This is a genomic window from Tunturiibacter psychrotolerans (genome assembly GCF_051013365.1).
GTDB classification, from domain to species: domain Bacteria; phylum Acidobacteriota; class Terriglobia; order Terriglobales; family Acidobacteriaceae; genus Edaphobacter; species Edaphobacter psychrotolerans_A.
Genome location: NZ_CP132941.1, coordinates 5511223 through 5530285 on the forward strand (window position 1 = coordinate 5511223; position 19063 = coordinate 5530285).

The following is a 19063-nucleotide window of genomic DNA, read 5'->3' on the forward strand; positions in this document are numbered from 1 at the left end:
GCCACCGACGTTTACTTCGCCGCAACAGCAGTTTTGACCTCACCCGCAATTCTGTTCGCGTGAAGCGTCTGCAGCGCAACGACACTCAAAGTACCTTCCTGCAGTGCGGAGATCCCATCAGCCGCCGCGCGCGCAGCCGCCAGCGTCGTAATCGTCGGAATCCTCGCCATCACCGCAGCCCTTCGGATTGCTTTCTCGTCGAAGAAAGTATCCTGCCCATGCGGCGTATTTACGATTAGCTGAATCCGGTCGCCCTTGATCAGATCAACCACATTCGGCCGACCTTCCTTCACCTTATAGACGCGCTCCGGCTGCAGTCCCGCCTGCTCCAGCACAATCGCTGTCCCATGCGTCGCCACCACGTGGAATCCCATCTCCACAAACTCCCGCGCCAGCGAAACCGCGCCTTCCTTGTCATGATCGTTCACGCTCAGGAACACCGTCCCCTGCAGCGGAAGCACTTGCCCGGCCGCAATCTGTGCCTTCGCAAACGCTTCACCAAAGTTATCAGCGACTCCCATCACTTCACCCGTAGACTTCATCTCCGGTCCAAGCACCGTGTCGACTCCCGGAAACTTACCCCACGGAAACACCGGTGATTTCACGAAATAGTGAGATCCCGTCTCCAGGTCTTTCCCACTCGCTACCTGCTCCGGAAGCAAATCCTTCAGCTTCCGCCCCACCATGATCCGCGAAGCAACCTTCGCCAGAGGAATTCCCGTCGCCTTCGAAACATAAGGCACCGTTCGCGAAGCCCGAGGATTCACTTCAATCACATACACAGTGCCCCGCTGAATTGCAAACTGAATATTCACCAGGCCCCGCACGCTCAACGCCATCGCCAGCTTGCGCGTGTACTCCCGAATTGTGCGCAATACATCCTCACTCAAATCAACCGCCGGTAGCACGCACGACGAGTCCCCCGAGTGAATTCCCGCCTCTTCGATATGCTGCATGATCCCCGCGATCACCACATCCTCGCCATCGCACAACGCATCCACATCACACTCAACCGCGTCTTCCAGAAAGTGATCAATCAGCACCGGCCGCTCCTGCGAATACTCAATCGCAGTCGACATGTACCGCACAATCGCCTCATCGTCATAGGCAATGACCATCGCGCGTCCGCCCAGCACATACGAAGGCCGCACCAACACCGGATACCCCACTCGATTCGCGCCAGCTACAGCCTCTTCGACGCTCGTCGCCATCGCGCCCTCAGGCTGCGGAATCTTCAACTCCTCAATTAACTTTCCAAACCGCTTGCGATCCTCCGCGAGATCGATCGACTCCGGAGATGTCCCAATAATCGGCACGCCCGCCTTCTTCAGCGGCAGCGACAAGTTCAGCGGAGTCTGTCCACCAAACTGCACAATCATCCCAATCTCGGCACCTGAAGAAGCCTCATGCTCATACACCCCAAGCACGTCCTCCAGCGTCAGCGGTTCGAAGTACAGCCGGTCGCTCGTGTCATAGTCGGTCGACACCGTCTCAGGATTGCAGTTCACCATGATGGTCTCGTACCCATCCTCACGCAGCGCAAACGCCGCATGGCAACAGCAGTAATCAAACTCGATTCCCTGCCCGATCCGGTTCGGCCCGCTCCCCAAAATCAGAATCTTTTTCTTCTTCGTCGGCGGTGCCTCATCCTCTTCGTCATAGCAGCTATACAGATAGGGCGTATAGCTCTCAAACTCGCCCGCGCACGTATCCACCATCTTGTACACCGGCATCACGTTCAGCTTCTTCCGCAACGCCCGCACAGCCACCGTACCCTCCGCGCCCGTCAAACCCCAGCTCGCCGCAAGCCTCTCATCCGAGATCCCCATCCGCTTCGCCGCACGCAGTTGCTCCGCCGTCACCTCAGCCATCGGCACGCCGCCAACAGCCTTGATCTCGTCCGTAATCTGCTTGATCTGGTACAAGAACCATGGATCCATGGAAGTCATGCGCGCGACCTCACGCACCGTCATCCCTCGCTCAAACGCATACCGAACATAGCTCAGCCGTTCGGGATGAGGAGTTACCAGCCGCTGCGTCAACCGGCGCGGCTCAATGTCATCGGCCGTAGCCTTCTTGCCAGTCTCCAGCGACCGCACCGCCTTCATCATCGCTTCCTTGAAGGTCCTGCCGATCGCCATCACCTCGCCGACAGACTTCATCTGCGGCCCCAAAACCTCATCCGCACCAGGGAACTTCTCAAACTGCCACTTCGGAATCTTCACAACAACATAATCAATCGTCGGCTCAAAGCAAGCTGGCGTAGCCTTCGTGATGTCATTCTGAATCTCGTCCAGCGTATAGCCCACCGCCAACCGCGCCGCGATCTTCGCAATCGGAAATCCCGTAGCCTTACTCGCCAGTGCCGACGACCGCGACACCCGCGGATTCATCTCGATCACGGTCATGCGTCCATTCAGCGGATTCACCGCAAACTGCACATTGCTCCCGCCCGTCTCCACGCCAATCTCACGGATCACACGAATCGCCGCATCCCTCATCGCCTGGTACTCACGATCGGTCAACGTCTGCGCCGGCGCCACCGTAATCGAGTCGCCCGTATGCACACCCATCGGGTCAAAGTTCTCAATCGAGCAGATGATAATGACGTTATCCTTCAGGTCCCGCACCACCTCCAGCTCATACTCCTTCCAACCCAGCACACTCTCTTCCAGCAAACACTCATGCACCGGAGAAAGATCGAGCCCACGCGAAAGAATCTCCATCAACTCCTCGCGGTTGTAAGCAATTCCACCACCCGAACCACCCAACGTAAACGACGGTCGAATCACAACAGGAAATCCAATCTTCGCCGCAAACTCCAACCCATCGCGAAGATTATTGATCAGCGCAGACCGCGGCATATCCAACCCGATCTTCGTCATCGCGTCTTTGAAGAGCAGCCGATCCTCCGCCTTCTTGATCGCCTCCAGCTTTGCCCCAATCAATTCGATCCCCAGCTTATCCAGCACACCCGAATCCGCCAGATCCACAGCAAGATTCAGCGCAGTCTGTCCACCCACCGTAGGTAGCAGCGCGAACTTACCGTTCACGCCCAACCCATCCGGATCGAGCATCTCCTTCTCAATGCGAAGAATCTCCTCTAAATATGCGGTATTCAACGGCTCAATGTAAGTCCTATCCGCAACCTCAGGATCGGTCATGATCGACGCCGGGTTCGAGTTCACCAGCACCACCTCATACCCTTCGGCCTTCAGCGCCTTACAAGCCTGCGTTCCGGAGTAGTCGAACTCCGCAGACTGCCCAATCACAATCGGCCCCGAGCCGATCACCAAAATCTTCGCAATGTCATTCCTACGCGGCATGGCTTCTCTTCTTCCTCTAACTCAATCTCTTTGTGCCGAAAAAATGCGCGACCAAAGCCGCGCTATTTAATCTCTATTTTTTGAACTCTTCCATCATCTTCCGAAAATCCTTGAAGAGATAATGCGAGTCATGCGGCCCGGGGCTAGCCTCCGGGTGATATTGCACACTGAACATCGGGTCGGTCTTGTGCTTCAAACCCGCCAGCGTCTGATCATTTAGATTCGTGTGCGTCTTCTCGACATCGTCTGGAAGCGAATCAGGATCAACGTTGAAGTTATGATTCTGCGCAGTAATCTCAACCTTCCCCGTCTGATGATTCATAATCGGGTGGTTTCCGCCGTGGTGACCGAACTTCAACTTATAAGTCTTCCCGCCAAGCGCCAGTCCAAACAGCTGATGCCCCAGGCAAATCCCGAACATCGGCGTCTTTCCCTGCAGTTCGCGAATATTCTCCTGCGCATACTCCAGCGGCTCCGGGTCCCCCGGTCCATTTGAAAAGAACACTCCATCCGGCTCCATCGCCATCACATCCGCAGCCGAGGTCTTCGCCGGAACCACCGTCACGCGGCAGTTCTCTCTCGTCAGCATCCGAAGAATATTTTCCTTGATCCCGAAGTCATATGCGACCACATGCATCTGCTTCGCATCGCCCTCAACCGCAGGAGTCAGCAGCGTATCGCCCGTCTGATTCTTAGGCTCATTCGCGTCCCACTCGTAAGCCACCTTCGTGCTCACAATGCTCGCAAGATCAGTGCCTTCCATCTTCTTGATCGACCGCGCCTTCGCCACCAGCGCATCCACGTAAAGATTCTCCCCCGACGCAATCACCCCGCGCATCACGCCATTCGCGCGAAGATGCCGCACCACAGCCCGAGTATCGATCTCCGCAATCACCGGAACCCCATAACGCTCCAGATACTCATCCGCCACCTGCGTCGAACGCCAGTTCGAGCTCATCGGCGAAAACTCACGCGTCACCAGGCCTTCAATAAACGGCTTCTTCGACTCCGCATCGCTGGGCGTCGTCCCATAGTTTCCAATATGTGGATTTGTCAAAACCACGATCTGACCCGCATAAGAGGGATCGGTGAAGATCTCCTGATAGCCGGTTAGTGATGTATTGAAGACCACCTCGCCCGAGCGTTCCACTCGCGCGCCAAAACTCTTACCCCGAAAAACGCGCCCATCTTCTAGCGCCAGTATTGCCTGCATTGCCTCTCCTGTCTGGAGTGGATTTAATAGATTCTATCAGCATTTACGCTGCAAAACGCTGATCACAGGGCAAATCACTTCGCACGCAAAAAAGCCCGGCACCATGGCCGAGCTCTTTCACATTCTATTCAAACTCTAGCTGTGATGATGATGGTGATGATGACGATGATGATGACGGTAGGTGGACGCATTAGCAGGTACAACGGCACCGGCAAGAACGACAAAAGCAACGACAGCAAGGAACAGCGAACGCAACTTCATGGCAGAACTCCCTCTCGATGAGCCACCCTTTCGAATGGCGTGTCTCTAAAATGCAGCGTAACCCGTTCTCTCTCGCCTGACAGACAAAGTTTTCCTCAATCAAGTCGATGTTCCGACCTTGATTCCCCAAACGGGTCACTATTCGATATCCACAAAAACATCTCCACCCTCCAGCCGCAGCGGAAACACCTCCACCCGCTCATGCGACGGATACTCCGCCAACCCTGTCTTCACATTGAATGCCCACGAATGCCACGGACAAACCACCGCCTCACCCTCAATCCAGCCCTGCCCCAGCGGTCCCTGCCGATGCGGACACACGTTATCCAGCGCCGACAACTCTCCATTCACATTCGCCAGGCAGACCGCAACACCTTCTACCTCAGCCTCCATCACTCGTCCCACCGGCGGAGCCTCCGCCAAACCACACAATCTCACCCACTGCGCCACTCGAAATCCTCCGCTATCTCCATCTTAGAGGTTCACTCCCACTCAAAGGACTCACCACCTCAAACGCGAATGCTAAAGTCGATAGAGAAGCCTCACTCATGCCCCGCCCCACTCCGAAACCAAGCAAGCACGCCCCGCCAACTAGCGCTCCACCTGAAGCCGTCAGCCCACTCTGGCTCGTGAAAGCCATCGCCATCACCATCGTCGTGGCTCTCTTCTGCGGCTATCTCACCTTCTGCCTGCTCTTCTATCAAGGCCAATGGCAGCTCGTCCTGCACCCCACGCGAACTTCAGCCGCTCCCGTCTCCATCGCCGGCGCCCCTTACCAACTCATCCACTTTGGCCCCGACGAATCCGCAACTCCCCAGCTCACCGGATGGTGGATCCCCGCATCTCCCGGGGCCCGCTACGCTAACACCACCGCCCTCTTCCTCCCCAGCGGAGACGGCTCCCTCGCCAACGCCATCCCCACCATCGCCGCGCTCCACAACCTGGGCCTTAACGTCTTCGCCTTCGACTACCGCGGCTACGGCCAAAGCGCCCCAACCCGTCCCAGCCAACAAAACATGGCCCATGACGTTGACTCCGCCTGGCAGTACCTCACCAACTCTCGCGCCATCTCCGAACAACAGATCATCCCCTACGGAACCGGCGTCGGAGCCTCTCTCGCCACTCAACTAGCAGCCAACCACCCTGCCATCCCGGCACTCATCCTGGACGCCCCCGATGCCGATCTCCTCGAAGCAGCCCAACGCGACCCCCGCTCCCGACTCATTCCGCTCGGCCTTCTATTTCACGAGCAATTCCCCCTCGCCACGCAACTCTCCACCCTCAAAACCCCAAAGCTTCTCCTCTCCCGCAGCACCTTGCCAGCCCCGAGCTTCCACACCGCAGCCGATCCCAAACTAACCGTCGAACTCCCTTCCCCATCCGACCCCCTCTACAGCCAAAGCCTCACCCGCTTTCTCGACCAATACCTCCCTCCGTCGCCCGCTCCCCAACTCGTACCTTCCGCGGCACCCGTCCCCTAAGATCCATCTCGCCCGCCACTCCTCCGCGATACCCTTTTTCAAAAGGATTTTTCTATGACGAAATGGCTTAACAGCCTGCAACCTATTGGCGCGCTTCTCATGCGTCTGATTCTCGGCGTCTCAATGACGGTGTACGGGTATGAGAAGGTTCACCCAATGAGCGCCCTTCACCACTACGCTCACTACGTCACAACTCTCGGCATGCCTTACTGGCTCGGATACGTCTCCGCCTACACCGAATTCATCGGCGGCATTCTCCTCGTCGTAGGCCTATTCACCCGCTTGATTGCGTTTCTGGTTGGAGTCAATATGCTGGTAGCCTTCGCCACCGTCGGCATCCATCATGACTTCGATTTCTACGGCTACATCCTCGCCTTGGCCGTCCTCGCCATCATGCTCTTCTTTTACGGAGCCGGAGCGATGGCCCTCGACCGCAAGATCGGATTCGCCTGATCAACACCTCAACAGGAAAGTGAAAGGAGAGAAGGCTCCCGGTATTCTGGGAGCCTTACATTGTGGTGGGGGAGTTCTTTTGTTGCGGATATTGGAAGCCGGAACTGTGGGAACTGCAAGCCCGACTGTTTATGTGGTACACCCAATAAGACGCACTATCTAAAGAAAAGTTGCCGCCTTTTTTCCATTATCTTGTATCTCGTTTATTTTTACATTCCATAAACAGAAGACTGACGCGCCGGATACATTTGCGCCTTTCACGCCTGCGAGTAGTTCAAAAACTCACTCGGACGAACCTGCGCTCCTGGAAATACCAACTCAAGATTCTTCGCACCAAGAGTTTTGTACGCCGCCTCACCCAACACCCGACGGAAGTCCGTCGTCACAGCCAGATCCCTTCCTTCGTTCAATTGCTCCTCCGCAAGCCCGGGCCACTTCCCATAGACCTTGCCGCCCTTCACCCTGCCGCCCAGCACAAACATCACGTTCGCATGTCCATGATCGGTACCACCGGTTCCGTTCTGCCGAGCCGTTCTCCCAAACTCCGACATCGTCACCAGCGTCACATTCTCAGCATCGTCTCCCATATCCTTCCAGAACGCAGCAATCGTCTCCGAGAACTCCTTCAGACGATTCGCCAGCTGCCCATTCACGTTCCCCTGGTTCTGATGCGTATCCCACCCGCCGATATCGGAGAACGCCGCCTCCACCCCGAGGTTCGCCTTCATCAACTGCGCCACTTGTTTCAAACTATTTCCAAACGGAGTATTCGGGTAAACCACCCCAGCCGCCGGCTGATACCTCGACGGATCCGCCGACTTCAACATCTTCACCGCCTCAAAGGTCTCCTGTCCCGTCCCGTGGAGCACCGCATCCGAGCTCTCGTCGTACATCGCCTGAAACGCGTTGCTGATCGGCGAGGTCTGAGGTCCCTTTCCAGCGACAGAAAAATCCGCCAGATTATTCACCGCAATCGCCGAAATCTTTCCCTGCAGCGTCCTTGGCACCTGCGTCCCCAGCGCCACCGCACGAAACGCCGACGGTTTCCCTGTCAAAATCTCCGCCTGCAACGCGCGATTCAACCAACCATCCGCGGTAGCCTTCACCCCAGGCGTCCCGCTCTCCATATAATCCTGCGCATCGAAGTGCGACCGAGTCGTATCAGGCGATCCCGCCGCCTGCACAATCGCGAGATGACCTTGCTCGTACAGAGGCTTGAACACGGTCATCGCTGGATGCAGACCAAAAAATCCATTCAAATCCAGAACGTCCTTCTCCTGAATCGCGATCGAAGGCCGCATCGCATAGTAGTTCTTCTCCTTGTAGGGCACCACGACGTTCAACCCATCCACCGCACCCCGCTGGAACAGAACCACCAGCTTCTTCTTATTCGCCGCCGCCGTCGTCACCTCGGCCAGAACGCTCCGCGACAAAAACGCAGGAATCGTCGAAGTCCCGATCAGCGCCAGCGCACCACCCTTCATAAACCCACGCCGCGTCACTCCACGTCGCGCTGCGTCCCGCCCATGAAGATCGCATCCCCAATCGCTCTGATCCGCCATATTCTTCATGTTCGCCATCTTAGACCCCTCTTCGCTTCAGCGGCTCCCGCCGTCTGTAGTTACAAACGCATTCGCGTACGAGAAGTTGCCAAATCGGTACAACGTCAACTTATTTGCTAAAGCACCGAGCGAGAACACCAACTCCAGCTTCTAACGCCGTTGAAACTCCGGTGAACCCAGCAACAAACCGGCAATCCCCGCAGCCTCTCTATCAAACGGCGGTCGCACCCGCTTCGGCGAGCTTACATTCAACACCTGAGCCATCGGCTCCTGCTCATTCGCTCTGATCCCAAAACTCTTCTCCGCCTGCTGCTGCGCCGTCTGATCCTGAAACTGCGCCAGTACCGTCTCTCTCGTGCGATCGCTCACCGCCTGCCCAAGAAGCACTGCTTCCAGCTTCCTCTCTTTCTCAACGGAACCACCAGCGGCCAACGCACTCGGTCCTCCCAGCAACCGCGTCCAATCCGTCTCCACCCCAACAACGCGGTCATTACTCAACGACACCGCGAAGTTCATCCGGTTCACCAGATCGCCCGAGTTCACCCACGGCTCTGCCATCCAGCTATATCCATTCGGCGTCTGCATCCCATACAACGGCATCCCCAGCTTCTCCAGTGCCTGGAACAGCGGAATCGCCGTCGTCACCTCCGCCCCGCCCGCACGCACCGCCGAAACCACAAACTCCTCCGGCGTCTTCACCTTCGCCCTGTAAACCTCCGGCGACCAGAACTCCGGCGAATCGAACATCGTCCGCAGCACCGTAGTGATATCTCCTCCACTCGCGATATACGCCTTAGCCATCCGATCCACCAAAGCCTGCGGAGGTGCATCGCTTACAAACCGCACGGCAAGCTTCGTTGAAATAAACTGCGCCGTAGCCGGACTGGTCGCCAGCAGATGCAGCACCTCCAGCCCCTCAGCCTCACCCTTCTCCCCAATCTTCTTCCCCAGCACCATCTTCGAACCCGGTTCATGCCGCCGCTCTTCAAACCGGTACGTCCCACTCCGATTCGGCTGATCGATCGTCCAACCCGTCAACACCTCAGCGACCTGCGTCACATCCTGTTGCGTATACCCGCGCCCACATGTCTTATCCAGCATGCTCACCGGACGATCCGCGCTCACCTCACACTGCACACCCAGCGTATGCAGTTCCATCAACTCCCTTGCGTAGTTCTCATTCAGGCCGCGATCCTTCAGCGCCTGCTTCACCTGCGGATTCTTTGCAAGCATCGCAAACCGCCCACCATTCTTCGCCGCCTGCGAATCCGGGCCGACGCTCTGCCAGTTATCCAGATACATCAGCATCGCCGGGCTCTTAGCCGTCACCACCAACAGATCTTCAAACTTACCCAACGCATGCGGGCGAATCACTTCCCGCTCATAAGCCGGCAACAAAAACGGCTCATTCTGATTCTTTTTGATATACACATTGAAGTGATTCAGCCAGAAGTCAGTCATCACCGCCTCCAGCTGCCGCTCGCTATAGATGTCCCGAAGCATCCGCGTCTCGAGCAACTCCGCCCCAATCATTCGCGGAGAGCCCTGCAGCGCAACCAGCGTCTCCCGCTGCATCGGCGATAGACCCTGCGCCGCCGCCAGCAGCTCACTCTTGCTCAAACTCTTGCGAAACCGCACCAATTCGTCAGGAGGCATCGCCAGAATCCGTTGCATCCTCTGGTCCGGCGGCAGGTTGATTACCTTCACCGCATCCAACCCTGAATAAAACTGCTCCTCATGCGTAGCCATCGCCGGCGTAGCCGGATCCACCCCATCCCCCGGCAGCGCGGCGTTGCTCTTGATCTCCTCCGCACCCTTGCCCACCGAGCCATCCGACATCAGCATCGCCCCACCGTCGTCTTTAGACGCCGCAGCCTGCTCAGCCTCCTTCTTCGCCTTCGCAGCCTTATAAAACGCAATCTGATCCGCATAGATCGCATGTTCCACAGGATCGCTCGGCAGCGGCTCATCCTTCGCAATCATCTGCCGCAGCACCGCCGGGCTCGGATACCGCTGCATCAACTCCGACTGCTCCATCTGCATCGCCGGAAACATCTCCAGCCGCGCCTCCAGCGCCGAATCATCGATGCTCAAAGGATTCAACTGCCGCTCGAACCAAGCCTTCACCCCAACCGCCTGCACCGCCACCACATCTCCCGGCCGAGGCCCAAATGTAAATCGGTTTAGCGCGTGCAGTACTCGCTGCTCCGCCTGGATCTGCTGCACCGAAGGCACCACAGCCTTCTTTGAAGCAGCAGCCGCCACCATCGGCTGCTCCACCATCAACACACACAACAACCCCGAAACTAAGACCCGCGCGCCACCGAAAAATACCCCGGCAAATCTCCGTCCAGATCGCATCACAACTCCTCACTGTGCTGCACCGAAATCACACGGCGCAGCCAGTCACAGATTGACGTCTGCAATCAAAGACACCAACCCCACCCGGCAGTTGCGAAAAAATCTCAAATGACCGCACTCGTATCACCAAGTCAGGAACGCTAAAACGCAGCCAACTCCGCCATCGCCCGATACAGATCTTCCGGCTGCGGCAAAATCGCATCCTCGAGCAACGGCTGGTACGCAACAAACGTATCCATCGCTGCCACGCGCTTTACCGGTGCATCGAGATCATGAAACAACTCATCCCCAATTCGCGCCGCGATCTCCGCACCATAGCCCCAGCTCAACATATCCTCATGCGCCACGATCACACGATTGGTCTTCTTCACACTCTCCGCAATCGCCTCCCAGTCATAAGGAGTCAAACTCCGCAGATCGATCAACTCAACATCCACGCCTTTATCGCGATGCAGCTTCTGCGCCGCCTGCAGCGCGCGAGGCACCACCGCGCCATACGTCAGCACCGTCACATCCTTCCCCGGCCGCACAGTCTTCGCCTTCCCAAACGGAATGCAATAGTCCGGCCCCGGATAAGCCGCCCGCCCAAACGTCTCGCGATACAGCCGCTTGTGCTCAAGGAATAACACAGGATCATCGCAACGAATCGCCGTCCTTAACAGCCCTATTGCGTCCAGAGCATTTGACGGCATCACCACACGAACCCCCGGCGTATGCGTAAAGATGCTCTCACCCGACTGCGAATGATAGATCGATCCACCCGTCAGATAACCGCCAATAGGCACGCGCATTACCAGCGGGCAACTGAAATCGCCATTCGACCGCCACCGCACCAAGGAAAGCTCATTGCGCATCTGGTGCATCGCCGGCCAGATGTAGTCGAAGAACTGAATCTCCACCACCGGCTTCATCCCACGTACCGCCATTCCAATCGCACGGCCCGTAATATTCGCCTCAGCCAGCGGCGAATTCCAGCAACGATCACTGCCAAACTCCGTCTGCAGACCCGCCGTCAGCTTGAACACACCACCTTTGCCCTTGATCTTCCCTGCGCGCAGCGCTCCATCCCGCGTAGCATCGGCCACATCTTCGCCGAACACCACCACCCTCTCGTCCCGCCGCATCTCGTCCTTCAGGCAGCAGTTGATCAGATCCGCCATCGTACGCTCCGTCGCGTCCGCAGTCGGCATCGGCTCCGTCGCAAATCGCGCATCCAGCGAACTCAAATCCTCGGAGTAAACATGCTTCGTAATCGAAGCCACAGTCGGCAGCGTCGCCATCACAGCACGATCCGCAGCCCGCTGCACCTCTTCATCCACCTGCCGCTCCAGCTTGTTGATCCCGTCCGCATCCAGAATCCCCTCACGCAGCAGCCACATCTGCATCCGCGAGATCGGGTCCCGCGCCGCATCCGCGTCCAACTCCTCCACCGACCGGTACAGCCTCTCATCATCGCTCAGCGAGTGCGAGTAAGGCCGAATCACATGCCCATGCACCAGCGCAGGCCCCTTACCCGACCGGCAATAAGCCACCGCCTCCACCATCGCCTTATAACTTGCAATCGGATCGGTCCCATCAATCTCCGCAAAGTGAAAGTTAGGAAAGTTCGCCACCAGCTTCGAAATATTTCCCCCCGGCGTATTCACCTCCACCGGTGTCGAAATCGCATACCCGTTATCCTCGACCACATACAACACCGGCAGCTTTCCATTCGAAGCCGTATTCAGCGACTCCCAGAACTCCCCCTGGCTCGTCGACCCCTCCCCGATCGAGACATAAACAACCTCATCGCCATGAAACTTCACATCCTTAAATTCGCGATAGTCCCCCTCATGCTTCTTCGCAGCCTCGGGATGCTTCGTGAAAAATCTCCCCGCCTCCGCACACCCAACCGCATGCAGACACTGTGTAGCCGTCGACGAAGACGGCGAAACAATATTCAACTTGCTACTCGACCAGTGCGAAGGCATCTGTCGCCCGCCGCTCGCCACGTCATCTGCCGCACCCACAGCCTGCAGCAACTGCTCCTCCACCGTATTGCCCAGCGTCAAGCAAATCGCCCGATCCCGATAGTAAGGAAAAAACCAGTCATACCCAGGCTTCAGCGCCATTCCCGCCGCCACCAACAACGCCTCATGCCCCGCGCAAGAGATCTGAAAGAAGATCTTCTGCTGTCGCTTCAAAACAATCTCACGATCATCCGTGCGCCGCGACAGATACATCAGTCGATAGAACTCCACCAACTGCTCACGCGTCAGCGAACTCTCCGCCACGCTTGCTGCCGCCTTTTTGTTCTCCTGCACACTCGATCCAGACTGTCTTGCCATACGCCCATCCTTTACGTTGAGACCATCTTCAGTAGTCGCCGCGCAATACAACTGCAGACAAGATTGTACCGGGAAGCCGCCATCCCTGGCTCTGCTCCGCGATCCTTTCCAGCCCCGCAGCCACAAGAAAAATCCACAGAAAAACGGGCAACCCAAAGGCCACCCGTCTCCATCCTCATCGCAGCTTAGACAAACAACGGAGCAAGCACCAGCGTAATCGTCGCCAGCAACTTGATCAGCACATGCAGGCTCGGTCCGGCAGTATCCTTGAATGGATCTCCAACCGTATCGCCCACCACTGCCGCCTTATGCGCCTCCGACTTCTTTCCGCCATACTGTCCCGTCTCAATAAACTTCTTTGCGTTGTCCCATGCGCCGCCGCCATTGTTCATCAGCATCGCCAGCAACACGCCAGAAATTGTTCCGACCATTAGCAACCCAGCCACCGCCTCAGCACCGGCCAGATTCACCGGCACTCCGCCAATCGCCGGCACTGGCAAAATCGCTCCCGGTGCATACAACGCAGAGTTAGCCTGATAGCTCGAACTCAAGTGCCGGAAGATCAACCCCACCGCCACTGGCAAACCCACCGCAAGCAGTCCTGGCACCACCATCTCCTTCAACGCCGCACCAGTCACAATATTCACGCAGCGCGCATAGTCCGGCTTCGAAGTCCCCAGCATAATCCCCGGATTCTCCTTGAACTGATCACGCACATCTTTCACCACCATCTGCGCCGTCCGCCCCACAGCCTTGATCGCCAGCGAACTGAACAGATACGTCAACATCGCACCCAGCAGCGCGCCCACAAATACCGGCACCTGTGCCAGGTTGATATTCGTAAAGCTCCATCCCGGCGGCATGTACCCGCCAGCAAGTGCAACCTTATCGGTCACAATTGTTTTAATCTCCTCCAAGTAAGCCGAGAACAGAAGAAACGCAGCAAGCGAAGCCGACCCGATTGCATATCCCTTCGTCAGCGCCTTCGTCGTATTCCCCGCCGAGTCCAGCTTGTCCGTACGGTCGCGAATCTCATGCGGCTGATTCGACATCTCGATAATCCCGCCGGCATTATCCGTAATCGGTCCAAACGTATCCATCGCCAGAATGTATGCCGCGCAACTCAACATTCCCATCGTGGCGATCGCCGTGCCATAGATTCCCTTCGCATAGTCGCTGATCCCCGCCACACCAGCCAGCCCCTGCACACCGAAGTAGTAGCTCAGCAGCAACGCCGCCGAGATCACCACCACCGGCATCGCCGGGGTCTCCATGCCTACAGCCAGTCCGCTGATGATGTTCGTGGCCGGCCCCGTCACCGAAGCCTCGACAATCGACTTCACCGGGCGATAGATCGCCTCCGTGTAGTACTCCGTAATCCAGACAAACAGAAACGCCGTCACCAGCCCAATCACGCCGCAACCAAGCAACCAGATCGGCTGCACCTGCGGCCCGTTCAACATCGTATAAACCGCACCCGCAAACCCCGCCAGCGCCAGCGCGGAGGTTACATAAAATCCCTTATTCAACGCGTGCATCGGATCCTCATCCTCACGCGTGCTCACCACAAACACACCAACAATGCTCGCGATCAAATTGATAGCATGCACGATGAGCGGAAACAGAATTCCCTTCACGCCAAACACCGGATACAGCGCCGCGCCCAGAATCATCGCGCCCACATTCTCCGCTGCCGTCGACTCAAATAGATCAGCGCCACGACCCGCGCAGTCGCCAACATTGTCTCCCACCAAATCAGCGATCACAGCCGGGTTCCGCGGATCATCTTCCGGAATGCCCGCCTCCACCTTCCCCACCAAATCCGCCCCAACATCCGCGGCCTTCGTATAAATTCCTCCGCCAAGCTGTGCGAACAGCGCCACCAGCGAAGCTCCAAACCCAAACCCCACCAACTGATACGGTACCGCCTGCGGATGTTCCAATCCCCCAAAGAACAGGAACAACACACCCACGCCCAGCAACGAAAGCGCCACCACCACCAAGCCCGTCACCGCACCGCCACGCAAAGCCATCTGCAGCGCTTTATTCAAGCTAGTCCGCGCCGCCGAAGCCGTCCGTATGTTCGCCCGAATCGAGCAATACATTCCCGTAAAGCCCGCCAACCCCGAGCACACCGCCCCGACCAGGAAACTCACCACCGTCTTCAGCGCATAGGGTGAAGTCCTCGGCGAAAGCCGATACCCCACAAACACAACCACCGCCAGAACCAGGGCAATCGCCCCAATCGTCTTGTACTGCCGCCGCAAAAACGCCTCTGCCCCTTCGCGAATCGCATCCGAGATCGCCCGCATCTCCGGCGTCCCCGTATCGGAAGCAATCACGGCCCGTGCCAGCATCAACGCTGCCACCAGCGCCAGCACCCCAACGCCCAAAGCAATCCACAGATAGACTCGTCCATCGCTACCGTCGACAACCGCAGGGGCATAGGGAACCTGCTGAACGGCCATCGCCAAAAAACTTACTCCAACCATGCAAAGGTCTCCTTAGAACGCAAACTTTCAACTAGCTTCACAAAGGCGGCAATTAGAGCACGTGCGATCAAACAGGGTCAATCTATCCGTTAATCGAGCAGGATCAGTCAGATTTCACTCAAGTGACAGACCAAAGTAATAGCACACAACTGTACTGGCACTAATGCAAATTCTCGCGGCGCCGATGCATAACTCAGCGCAACAACGAGGTGCAGCGTGTCCGTTCTCATCCAATCCGCTCTCGCAAAGCCGAGTCTCCGAACGGTCGGCACACGTCCGCTCTACCGAATCATCTCGCGCCTGGCCGCTCTCTTTCTCCCACTTCTTCCCCCACTCGCCGCCGCGCAAATCGACACCACCAGCGTCGCTCCCCACCGCTACATCGTCCTCTATCGCAATGCAACCATCCCCGCCGACGCGGAAGCCCACGTCCTGTCTGCCGGCGCTCGCCTCACCCAACGCAACGAACACCTCGGCATCGCCGCCGTACAGTCTCCCCTGTCGCAGGACGACGCCACCACTCTCCGCAACCTCTCCGCCCAACCCAACGTAAGCTACGTCCTCCACGACCGGATCATCTCCGCCCTTCGTCTACGCCTCAAACCCGTCGCGATCAAAGCCGCCGACGTCAACAGCGGAGCACAACCTCTCACCCCAACCTCTCCGGTCATCGGTAGACTCCCCACCCACGGCCCCATCGTCTCGACCGCTCCGATTACTGTCCCGCCGCCACCCCCACCCCCACCGCCGTCCTACGATACCTACTACACTTCCACCCCACAGGGTTGGGCCGTCCAGCAGGTCGGCGGCTACGGAAACAACACCCCCGGCGCCCCGGCGCACGGTCCCTGGGACACCACCATGGGCAAAGGCATTCGCATTGCCGTCATCGACAGCGGCGTCGACCAATCCCATCCCGACATAGCCCCCAACATAGGTCTCAATCTCACTGAAGTCGATCAGACCGCCTACCCCAGCGTCTGCGACGACGGCAGTCCCCAGGACCAGCAGGGTCACGGCACGTGGACCGCCTCGCTTGCCGCCGGAGCCATCGGTCCCGGAACCGGCAAGATCGTCGGCGTCGCCCCCCAGGCGACCATCCTCAACATCAAAGCGCTCCAGCGCATGCCCGCCTCCATCACCGGCGACACCAATCCCAACGACCAGTGCGAAGCGGGCGAAGCCAGCGGCCTCCTCAGCTGGGTTATGCAGGGCATCGAAGACGCCATCACCAACCGCGCCGACGTCATCTCCCTCTCCGTCGGCGCCGTCGCCGACCTCACCACCGGAGACGGAGCCGGCCTCCTCGCCGCGTTCAACCAGATCACCTACGCCGCCGCCCAGGCCAATATCGTCCTCATCGCTTCCGGCGGCAACGACGGTATCGACCTCTCCAATACCCGCTACGTCGAGCTTCCCGCCCAGTCACGCGGCGTCCTGGCCATCGCTGCCTCCACCAACCCCGCCTGCGCCCAAAACACCACACCCAACGCCACCTGCACCCCAGGCCCGGTTTCACTCGCCTACTACAGCAACTACGGAGCTCCGCTCAACGCCCTCGCCGCACCCGGCGGCAGCTACCCCGACGGTCCCGACACTGGCGTCAGCGGGTGGATTCAGGGCGCCTGCAGCTCAGGCCTCCCCAACACCGCCGACGGCCTCCCCGCCGACTCTGCCCACAGTTATGGCTGCTTCAATCTCGGCCACACTCCCTACGTCCAGGCCATGGGAACCAGTGCCTCCGCCCCGCTCGCTGCCGGAGTCGCCGCTCTGCTCCGCGCCGCGCATCCAGGCTGGAGCGCAGCAACCGTCGTCACCGCCATGCGAAACTCGGCCGTCACCCTCCCCGGCCTCTCTATCCCGCTAATCAACGCCGCGGCGGCTCTCACCCAGCCCAACCCCCAATAAACCGCCGCCACAAAACTCCATATAAAGTAAGAGGCTTCTTTTACTTACTCCCTAACCTTTCATCCGCTCCTTGACGCTATGAGCCAGCTTTTCGATCTCATCCGCCTTCTTGATCACATCCACTGACAGAATATTTTTGTTCGTCTTATCGACCTGCTGTTTCAGATCCGTCGCCAACGCCAACAACTTATCGGTATCCGCCACCAGCCGCTTCTGTCGCTCCGTGCTTCGAACCTCTTCCTGCTGTTCCAACCGGCGCGGATCGGTGGTTGGATCAAGATCGGCCGGCTGGTGCACCTGGCCAGGATAATGCTGGCTCTGTACCTGCTGAAGCTGTCCCCCACTCACGTTTGCTGAAGCCATCGCCATCAAAACCGCTCCAACCACAGACAATCGAAGCACCCTCATAGCAGCCCTCCATCCATCCCACCGCGGCCCATTCCTGCCTGAATTGCATCTTACAAACAGCTGACGCATTCTGTTCACAGTATTCTTTCCCGAAAGCGAGACGCCGTAATCATGCTCCTTCTGGCCATGGCCCCGCAAGACGAGCGTATCGTCCAGACCATCGAACGCGACTGGCACAACGACATCATCTCCTTTCTTCAATACAAACTCCCCAAGATCGCCGTCGTTCTTCTGGTCATCTTCATCTTGCAGCGCGTCGTTCTCTTCTTCGTCAAAAAGATGCGTACGCGTGCTGACCATCAGGTAGCCAACTTCCACCGCGCCGCACAGCTCCGCACCATGGCCTCCATCCTGCGCGCCACCTCCATTGGCGTCCTGGGGTTCATCGCTTTTCTCCAGATTCTCAATATCTTCGATATCCCCTACCAGCCCATCCTCGCCTCCGCCGGCATCGTCGGTGTCGGCGTAGGCCTCGGCGCCCAATCCATCTTCAAAGACATGCTCAACGGAATCTTCATCCTCATTGAAGACCAGTACAACGTCGGCGAGGTCGTCCTGCTCGCCGGTCTCAAAGGAACGGTCGAAGACCTCTCCCTCCGCCGCACCACCCTCCGCGACTCCGACGGCACCCTCTACATCATCCCCAACAGCCAGATCGCCACCGTCTCCAACCTCTCCCGCGACTACGCCGTCGCCACTCTCCAGGTCTCCGTCGACGCCAGCGCCAATCCCGACAAGGTCATCGCCCTCCTTGGCAAGGTCGCCAACGACGTCCGCCACGACTCTGTCTTCAAAGACATCGCCATCGCCGACCCCGTCATCCTCGGCGTCGACAAGATCGAAGGCCGCGCCGTCACCTACCCCGTCCAGATCCGCGTCCGAGCCAATCAGCGCGACGGCGTCCTCCGCGAACTCCGCCGCCGCATCATCCTCGCCTTCGAAAAGGACGGAATCCCCCTCGGCAACGATCCCGCCAACATGCTCATCCTCCGCGCACCCAACCCGACGGCCCCACCCGCCCAACAGCCACTAACCGGCTAACCCTAGACCAAGATCTCACGCCAGGCAAACCAAGCCGGCTCGAGCGCCTTCCTGTGCCCACCACGCAGGACCGCTCGTCACCATCATTTTACAAACGCCTCTTGTATCTACGACCGATGTTGTCGTATATTTCGGCTATACCAGATTGCGGACTCTTACAGTCGGAGTTCACAAGGCATAGCCGAATGAACCTCAAGACTCCACGTTTGCGCGGGTAAAAGGTTGAGCAT

The 19063-nt window shown here is 58.1% G+C and carries 13 protein-coding genes; 4 read left to right on the plus strand and 9 right to left on the minus strand.

Going from position 1 to position 19063, the window contains the following annotated elements; genetic code table 11:
- Positions 1-11: 11 nt before the first annotated feature.
- From carB to RBB76_RS23465, 4 genes are all read right to left on the minus strand, one after another.
- Positions 12-3326, minus strand: a complete 3315-nt coding sequence (gene carB, locus RBB76_RS23450) for a carbamoyl-phosphate synthase large subunit (RefSeq protein WP_429630687.1) — start codon at positions 3324-3326, stop codon at positions 12-14.
- Positions 3327-3399: 73 nt separating this feature from the next.
- The gene (carA, locus tag RBB76_RS23455) at positions 3400-4539 is read right to left on the minus strand and encodes a glutamine-hydrolyzing carbamoyl-phosphate synthase small subunit (protein ID WP_429630686.1); all 1140 of its coding nucleotides are present in this window, start codon (positions 4537-4539) and stop codon (positions 3400-3402) included.
- Between the two features lie 135 nt (positions 4540-4674).
- On the minus strand, positions 4675-4800 hold the full coding sequence (locus RBB76_RS23460; protein ID WP_429630684.1) for a hypothetical protein: 126 nt from the start codon (positions 4798-4800) through the stop codon (positions 4675-4677).
- Positions 4801-4938: 138 nt separating this feature from the next.
- Entirely contained in the window at positions 4939-5250 is a 312-nt protein-coding gene (locus RBB76_RS23465; RefSeq protein ID WP_429630682.1) for a Rieske (2Fe-2S) protein, read from the minus strand.
- A gap of 98 nt (positions 5251-5348) precedes the next feature.
- Here RBB76_RS23465 and RBB76_RS23470 point away from each other — a divergent pair, with 98 nt between their 5' ends.
- Positions 5349-6281, plus strand: a complete 933-nt coding sequence (locus RBB76_RS23470; RefSeq protein WP_429630680.1) for an alpha/beta hydrolase — start codon at positions 5349-5351, stop codon at positions 6279-6281.
- Positions 6282-6335: 54 nt separating this feature from the next.
- Complete coding sequence (locus RBB76_RS23475) at positions 6336-6734, plus strand: DoxX family protein (protein WP_429630678.1); 399 nt, start codon at positions 6336-6338, stop codon at positions 6732-6734.
- Positions 6735-6991: 257 nt separating this feature from the next.
- Here the strand turns inward: RBB76_RS23475 and RBB76_RS23480 are convergent, their stop codons facing one another.
- The 4 genes from RBB76_RS23480 to RBB76_RS23495 all read right to left on the minus strand — a co-directional run bounded on the left by RBB76_RS23480 (position 6992) and on the right by RBB76_RS23495 (position 15476).
- Positions 6992-8314 carry a DUF1501 domain-containing protein gene (locus RBB76_RS23480; RefSeq protein WP_429630677.1) on the minus strand — a complete coding sequence of 441 codons (1323 nt, stop codon included), beginning with the start codon at positions 8312-8314 and terminating at the stop codon, positions 6992-6994.
- A 132-nt stretch (positions 8315-8446) separates the two neighbouring features.
- Complete coding sequence (locus tag RBB76_RS23485) at positions 8447-10657, minus strand: DUF1800 domain-containing protein (RefSeq protein WP_429630675.1); 2211 nt, start codon at positions 10655-10657, stop codon at positions 8447-8449.
- Positions 10658-10797: 140 nt separating this feature from the next.
- Positions 10798-12984 (minus strand): alpha-ketoacid dehydrogenase subunit alpha/beta, encoded by a 2187-nt coding sequence (locus RBB76_RS23490; RefSeq protein ID WP_429630673.1) that lies wholly within the window; start codon positions 12982-12984, stop codon positions 10798-10800.
- A gap of 185 nt (positions 12985-13169) precedes the next feature.
- On the minus strand, positions 13170-15476 hold the full coding sequence (locus tag RBB76_RS23495; RefSeq protein WP_429630671.1) for a sodium-translocating pyrophosphatase: 2307 nt from the start codon (positions 15474-15476) through the stop codon (positions 13170-13172).
- A gap of 216 nt (positions 15477-15692) precedes the next feature.
- Here RBB76_RS23495 and RBB76_RS23500 point away from each other — a divergent pair, with 216 nt between their 5' ends.
- On the plus strand, positions 15693-17384 hold the full coding sequence (locus RBB76_RS23500) for a S8 family peptidase (RefSeq protein WP_429630669.1): 1692 nt from the start codon (positions 15693-15695) through the stop codon (positions 17382-17384).
- A gap of 51 nt (positions 17385-17435) precedes the next feature.
- Here the strand turns inward: RBB76_RS23500 and RBB76_RS23505 are convergent, their stop codons facing one another.
- Positions 17436-17792 (minus strand): hypothetical protein, encoded by a 357-nt coding sequence (locus tag RBB76_RS23505; protein WP_429630667.1) that lies wholly within the window; start codon positions 17790-17792, stop codon positions 17436-17438.
- 111 nt (positions 17793-17903) lie between these two features.
- Here RBB76_RS23505 and RBB76_RS23510 point away from each other — a divergent pair, with 111 nt between their 5' ends.
- Positions 17904-18833, plus strand: coding sequence for a mechanosensitive ion channel family protein (locus RBB76_RS23510; protein ID WP_429630665.1), 930 nt, complete (start codon positions 17904-17906; stop codon positions 18831-18833).
- Positions 18834-19063: the final 230 nt, after the last annotated feature.

What these genes read in the sequence shown, in the direction of transcription:
- RBB76_RS23490 (WP_429630673.1), bottom strand. Translation starts at nt 12,984, where the DNA reads ATGGCAAGACAGTCTGGATCGAGTGTGCAGGAGAACAAAAAGGCGGCA.
- carB (WP_429630687.1), bottom strand. Translation starts at nt 3,326, where the DNA reads ATGCCGCGTAGGAATGACATTGCGAAGATTTTGGTGATCGGCTCGGGG.
- RBB76_RS23485 (WP_429630675.1), bottom strand. Translation starts at nt 10,657, where the DNA reads ATGCGATCTGGACGGAGATTTGCCGGGGTATTTTTCGGTGGCGCGCGG.
- RBB76_RS23505 (WP_429630667.1), bottom strand. Translation starts at nt 17,792, where the DNA reads ATGAGGGTGCTTCGATTGTCTGTGGTTGGAGCGGTTTTGATGGCGATG.
- RBB76_RS23480 (WP_429630677.1), bottom strand. Translation starts at nt 8,314, where the DNA reads ATGGCGAACATGAAGAATATGGCGGATCAGAGCGATTGGGGATGCGAT.
- RBB76_RS23495 (WP_429630671.1), bottom strand. Translation starts at nt 15,476, where the DNA reads ATGGTTGGAGTAAGTTTTTTGGCGATGGCCGTTCAGCAGGTTCCCTAT.
- RBB76_RS23460 (WP_429630684.1), bottom strand. Translation starts at nt 4,800, where the DNA reads ATGAAGTTGCGTTCGCTGTTCCTTGCTGTCGTTGCTTTTGTCGTTCTT.
- RBB76_RS23475 (WP_429630678.1), top strand. Translation starts at nt 6,336, where the DNA reads ATGACGAAATGGCTTAACAGCCTGCAACCTATTGGCGCGCTTCTCATG.
- RBB76_RS23510 (WP_429630665.1), top strand. Translation starts at nt 17,904, where the DNA reads ATGCTCCTTCTGGCCATGGCCCCGCAAGACGAGCGTATCGTCCAGACC.
- carA (WP_429630686.1), bottom strand. Translation starts at nt 4,539, where the DNA reads ATGCAGGCAATACTGGCGCTAGAAGATGGGCGCGTTTTTCGGGGTAAG.
- RBB76_RS23470 (WP_429630680.1), top strand. Translation starts at nt 5,349, where the DNA reads ATGCCCCGCCCCACTCCGAAACCAAGCAAGCACGCCCCGCCAACTAGC.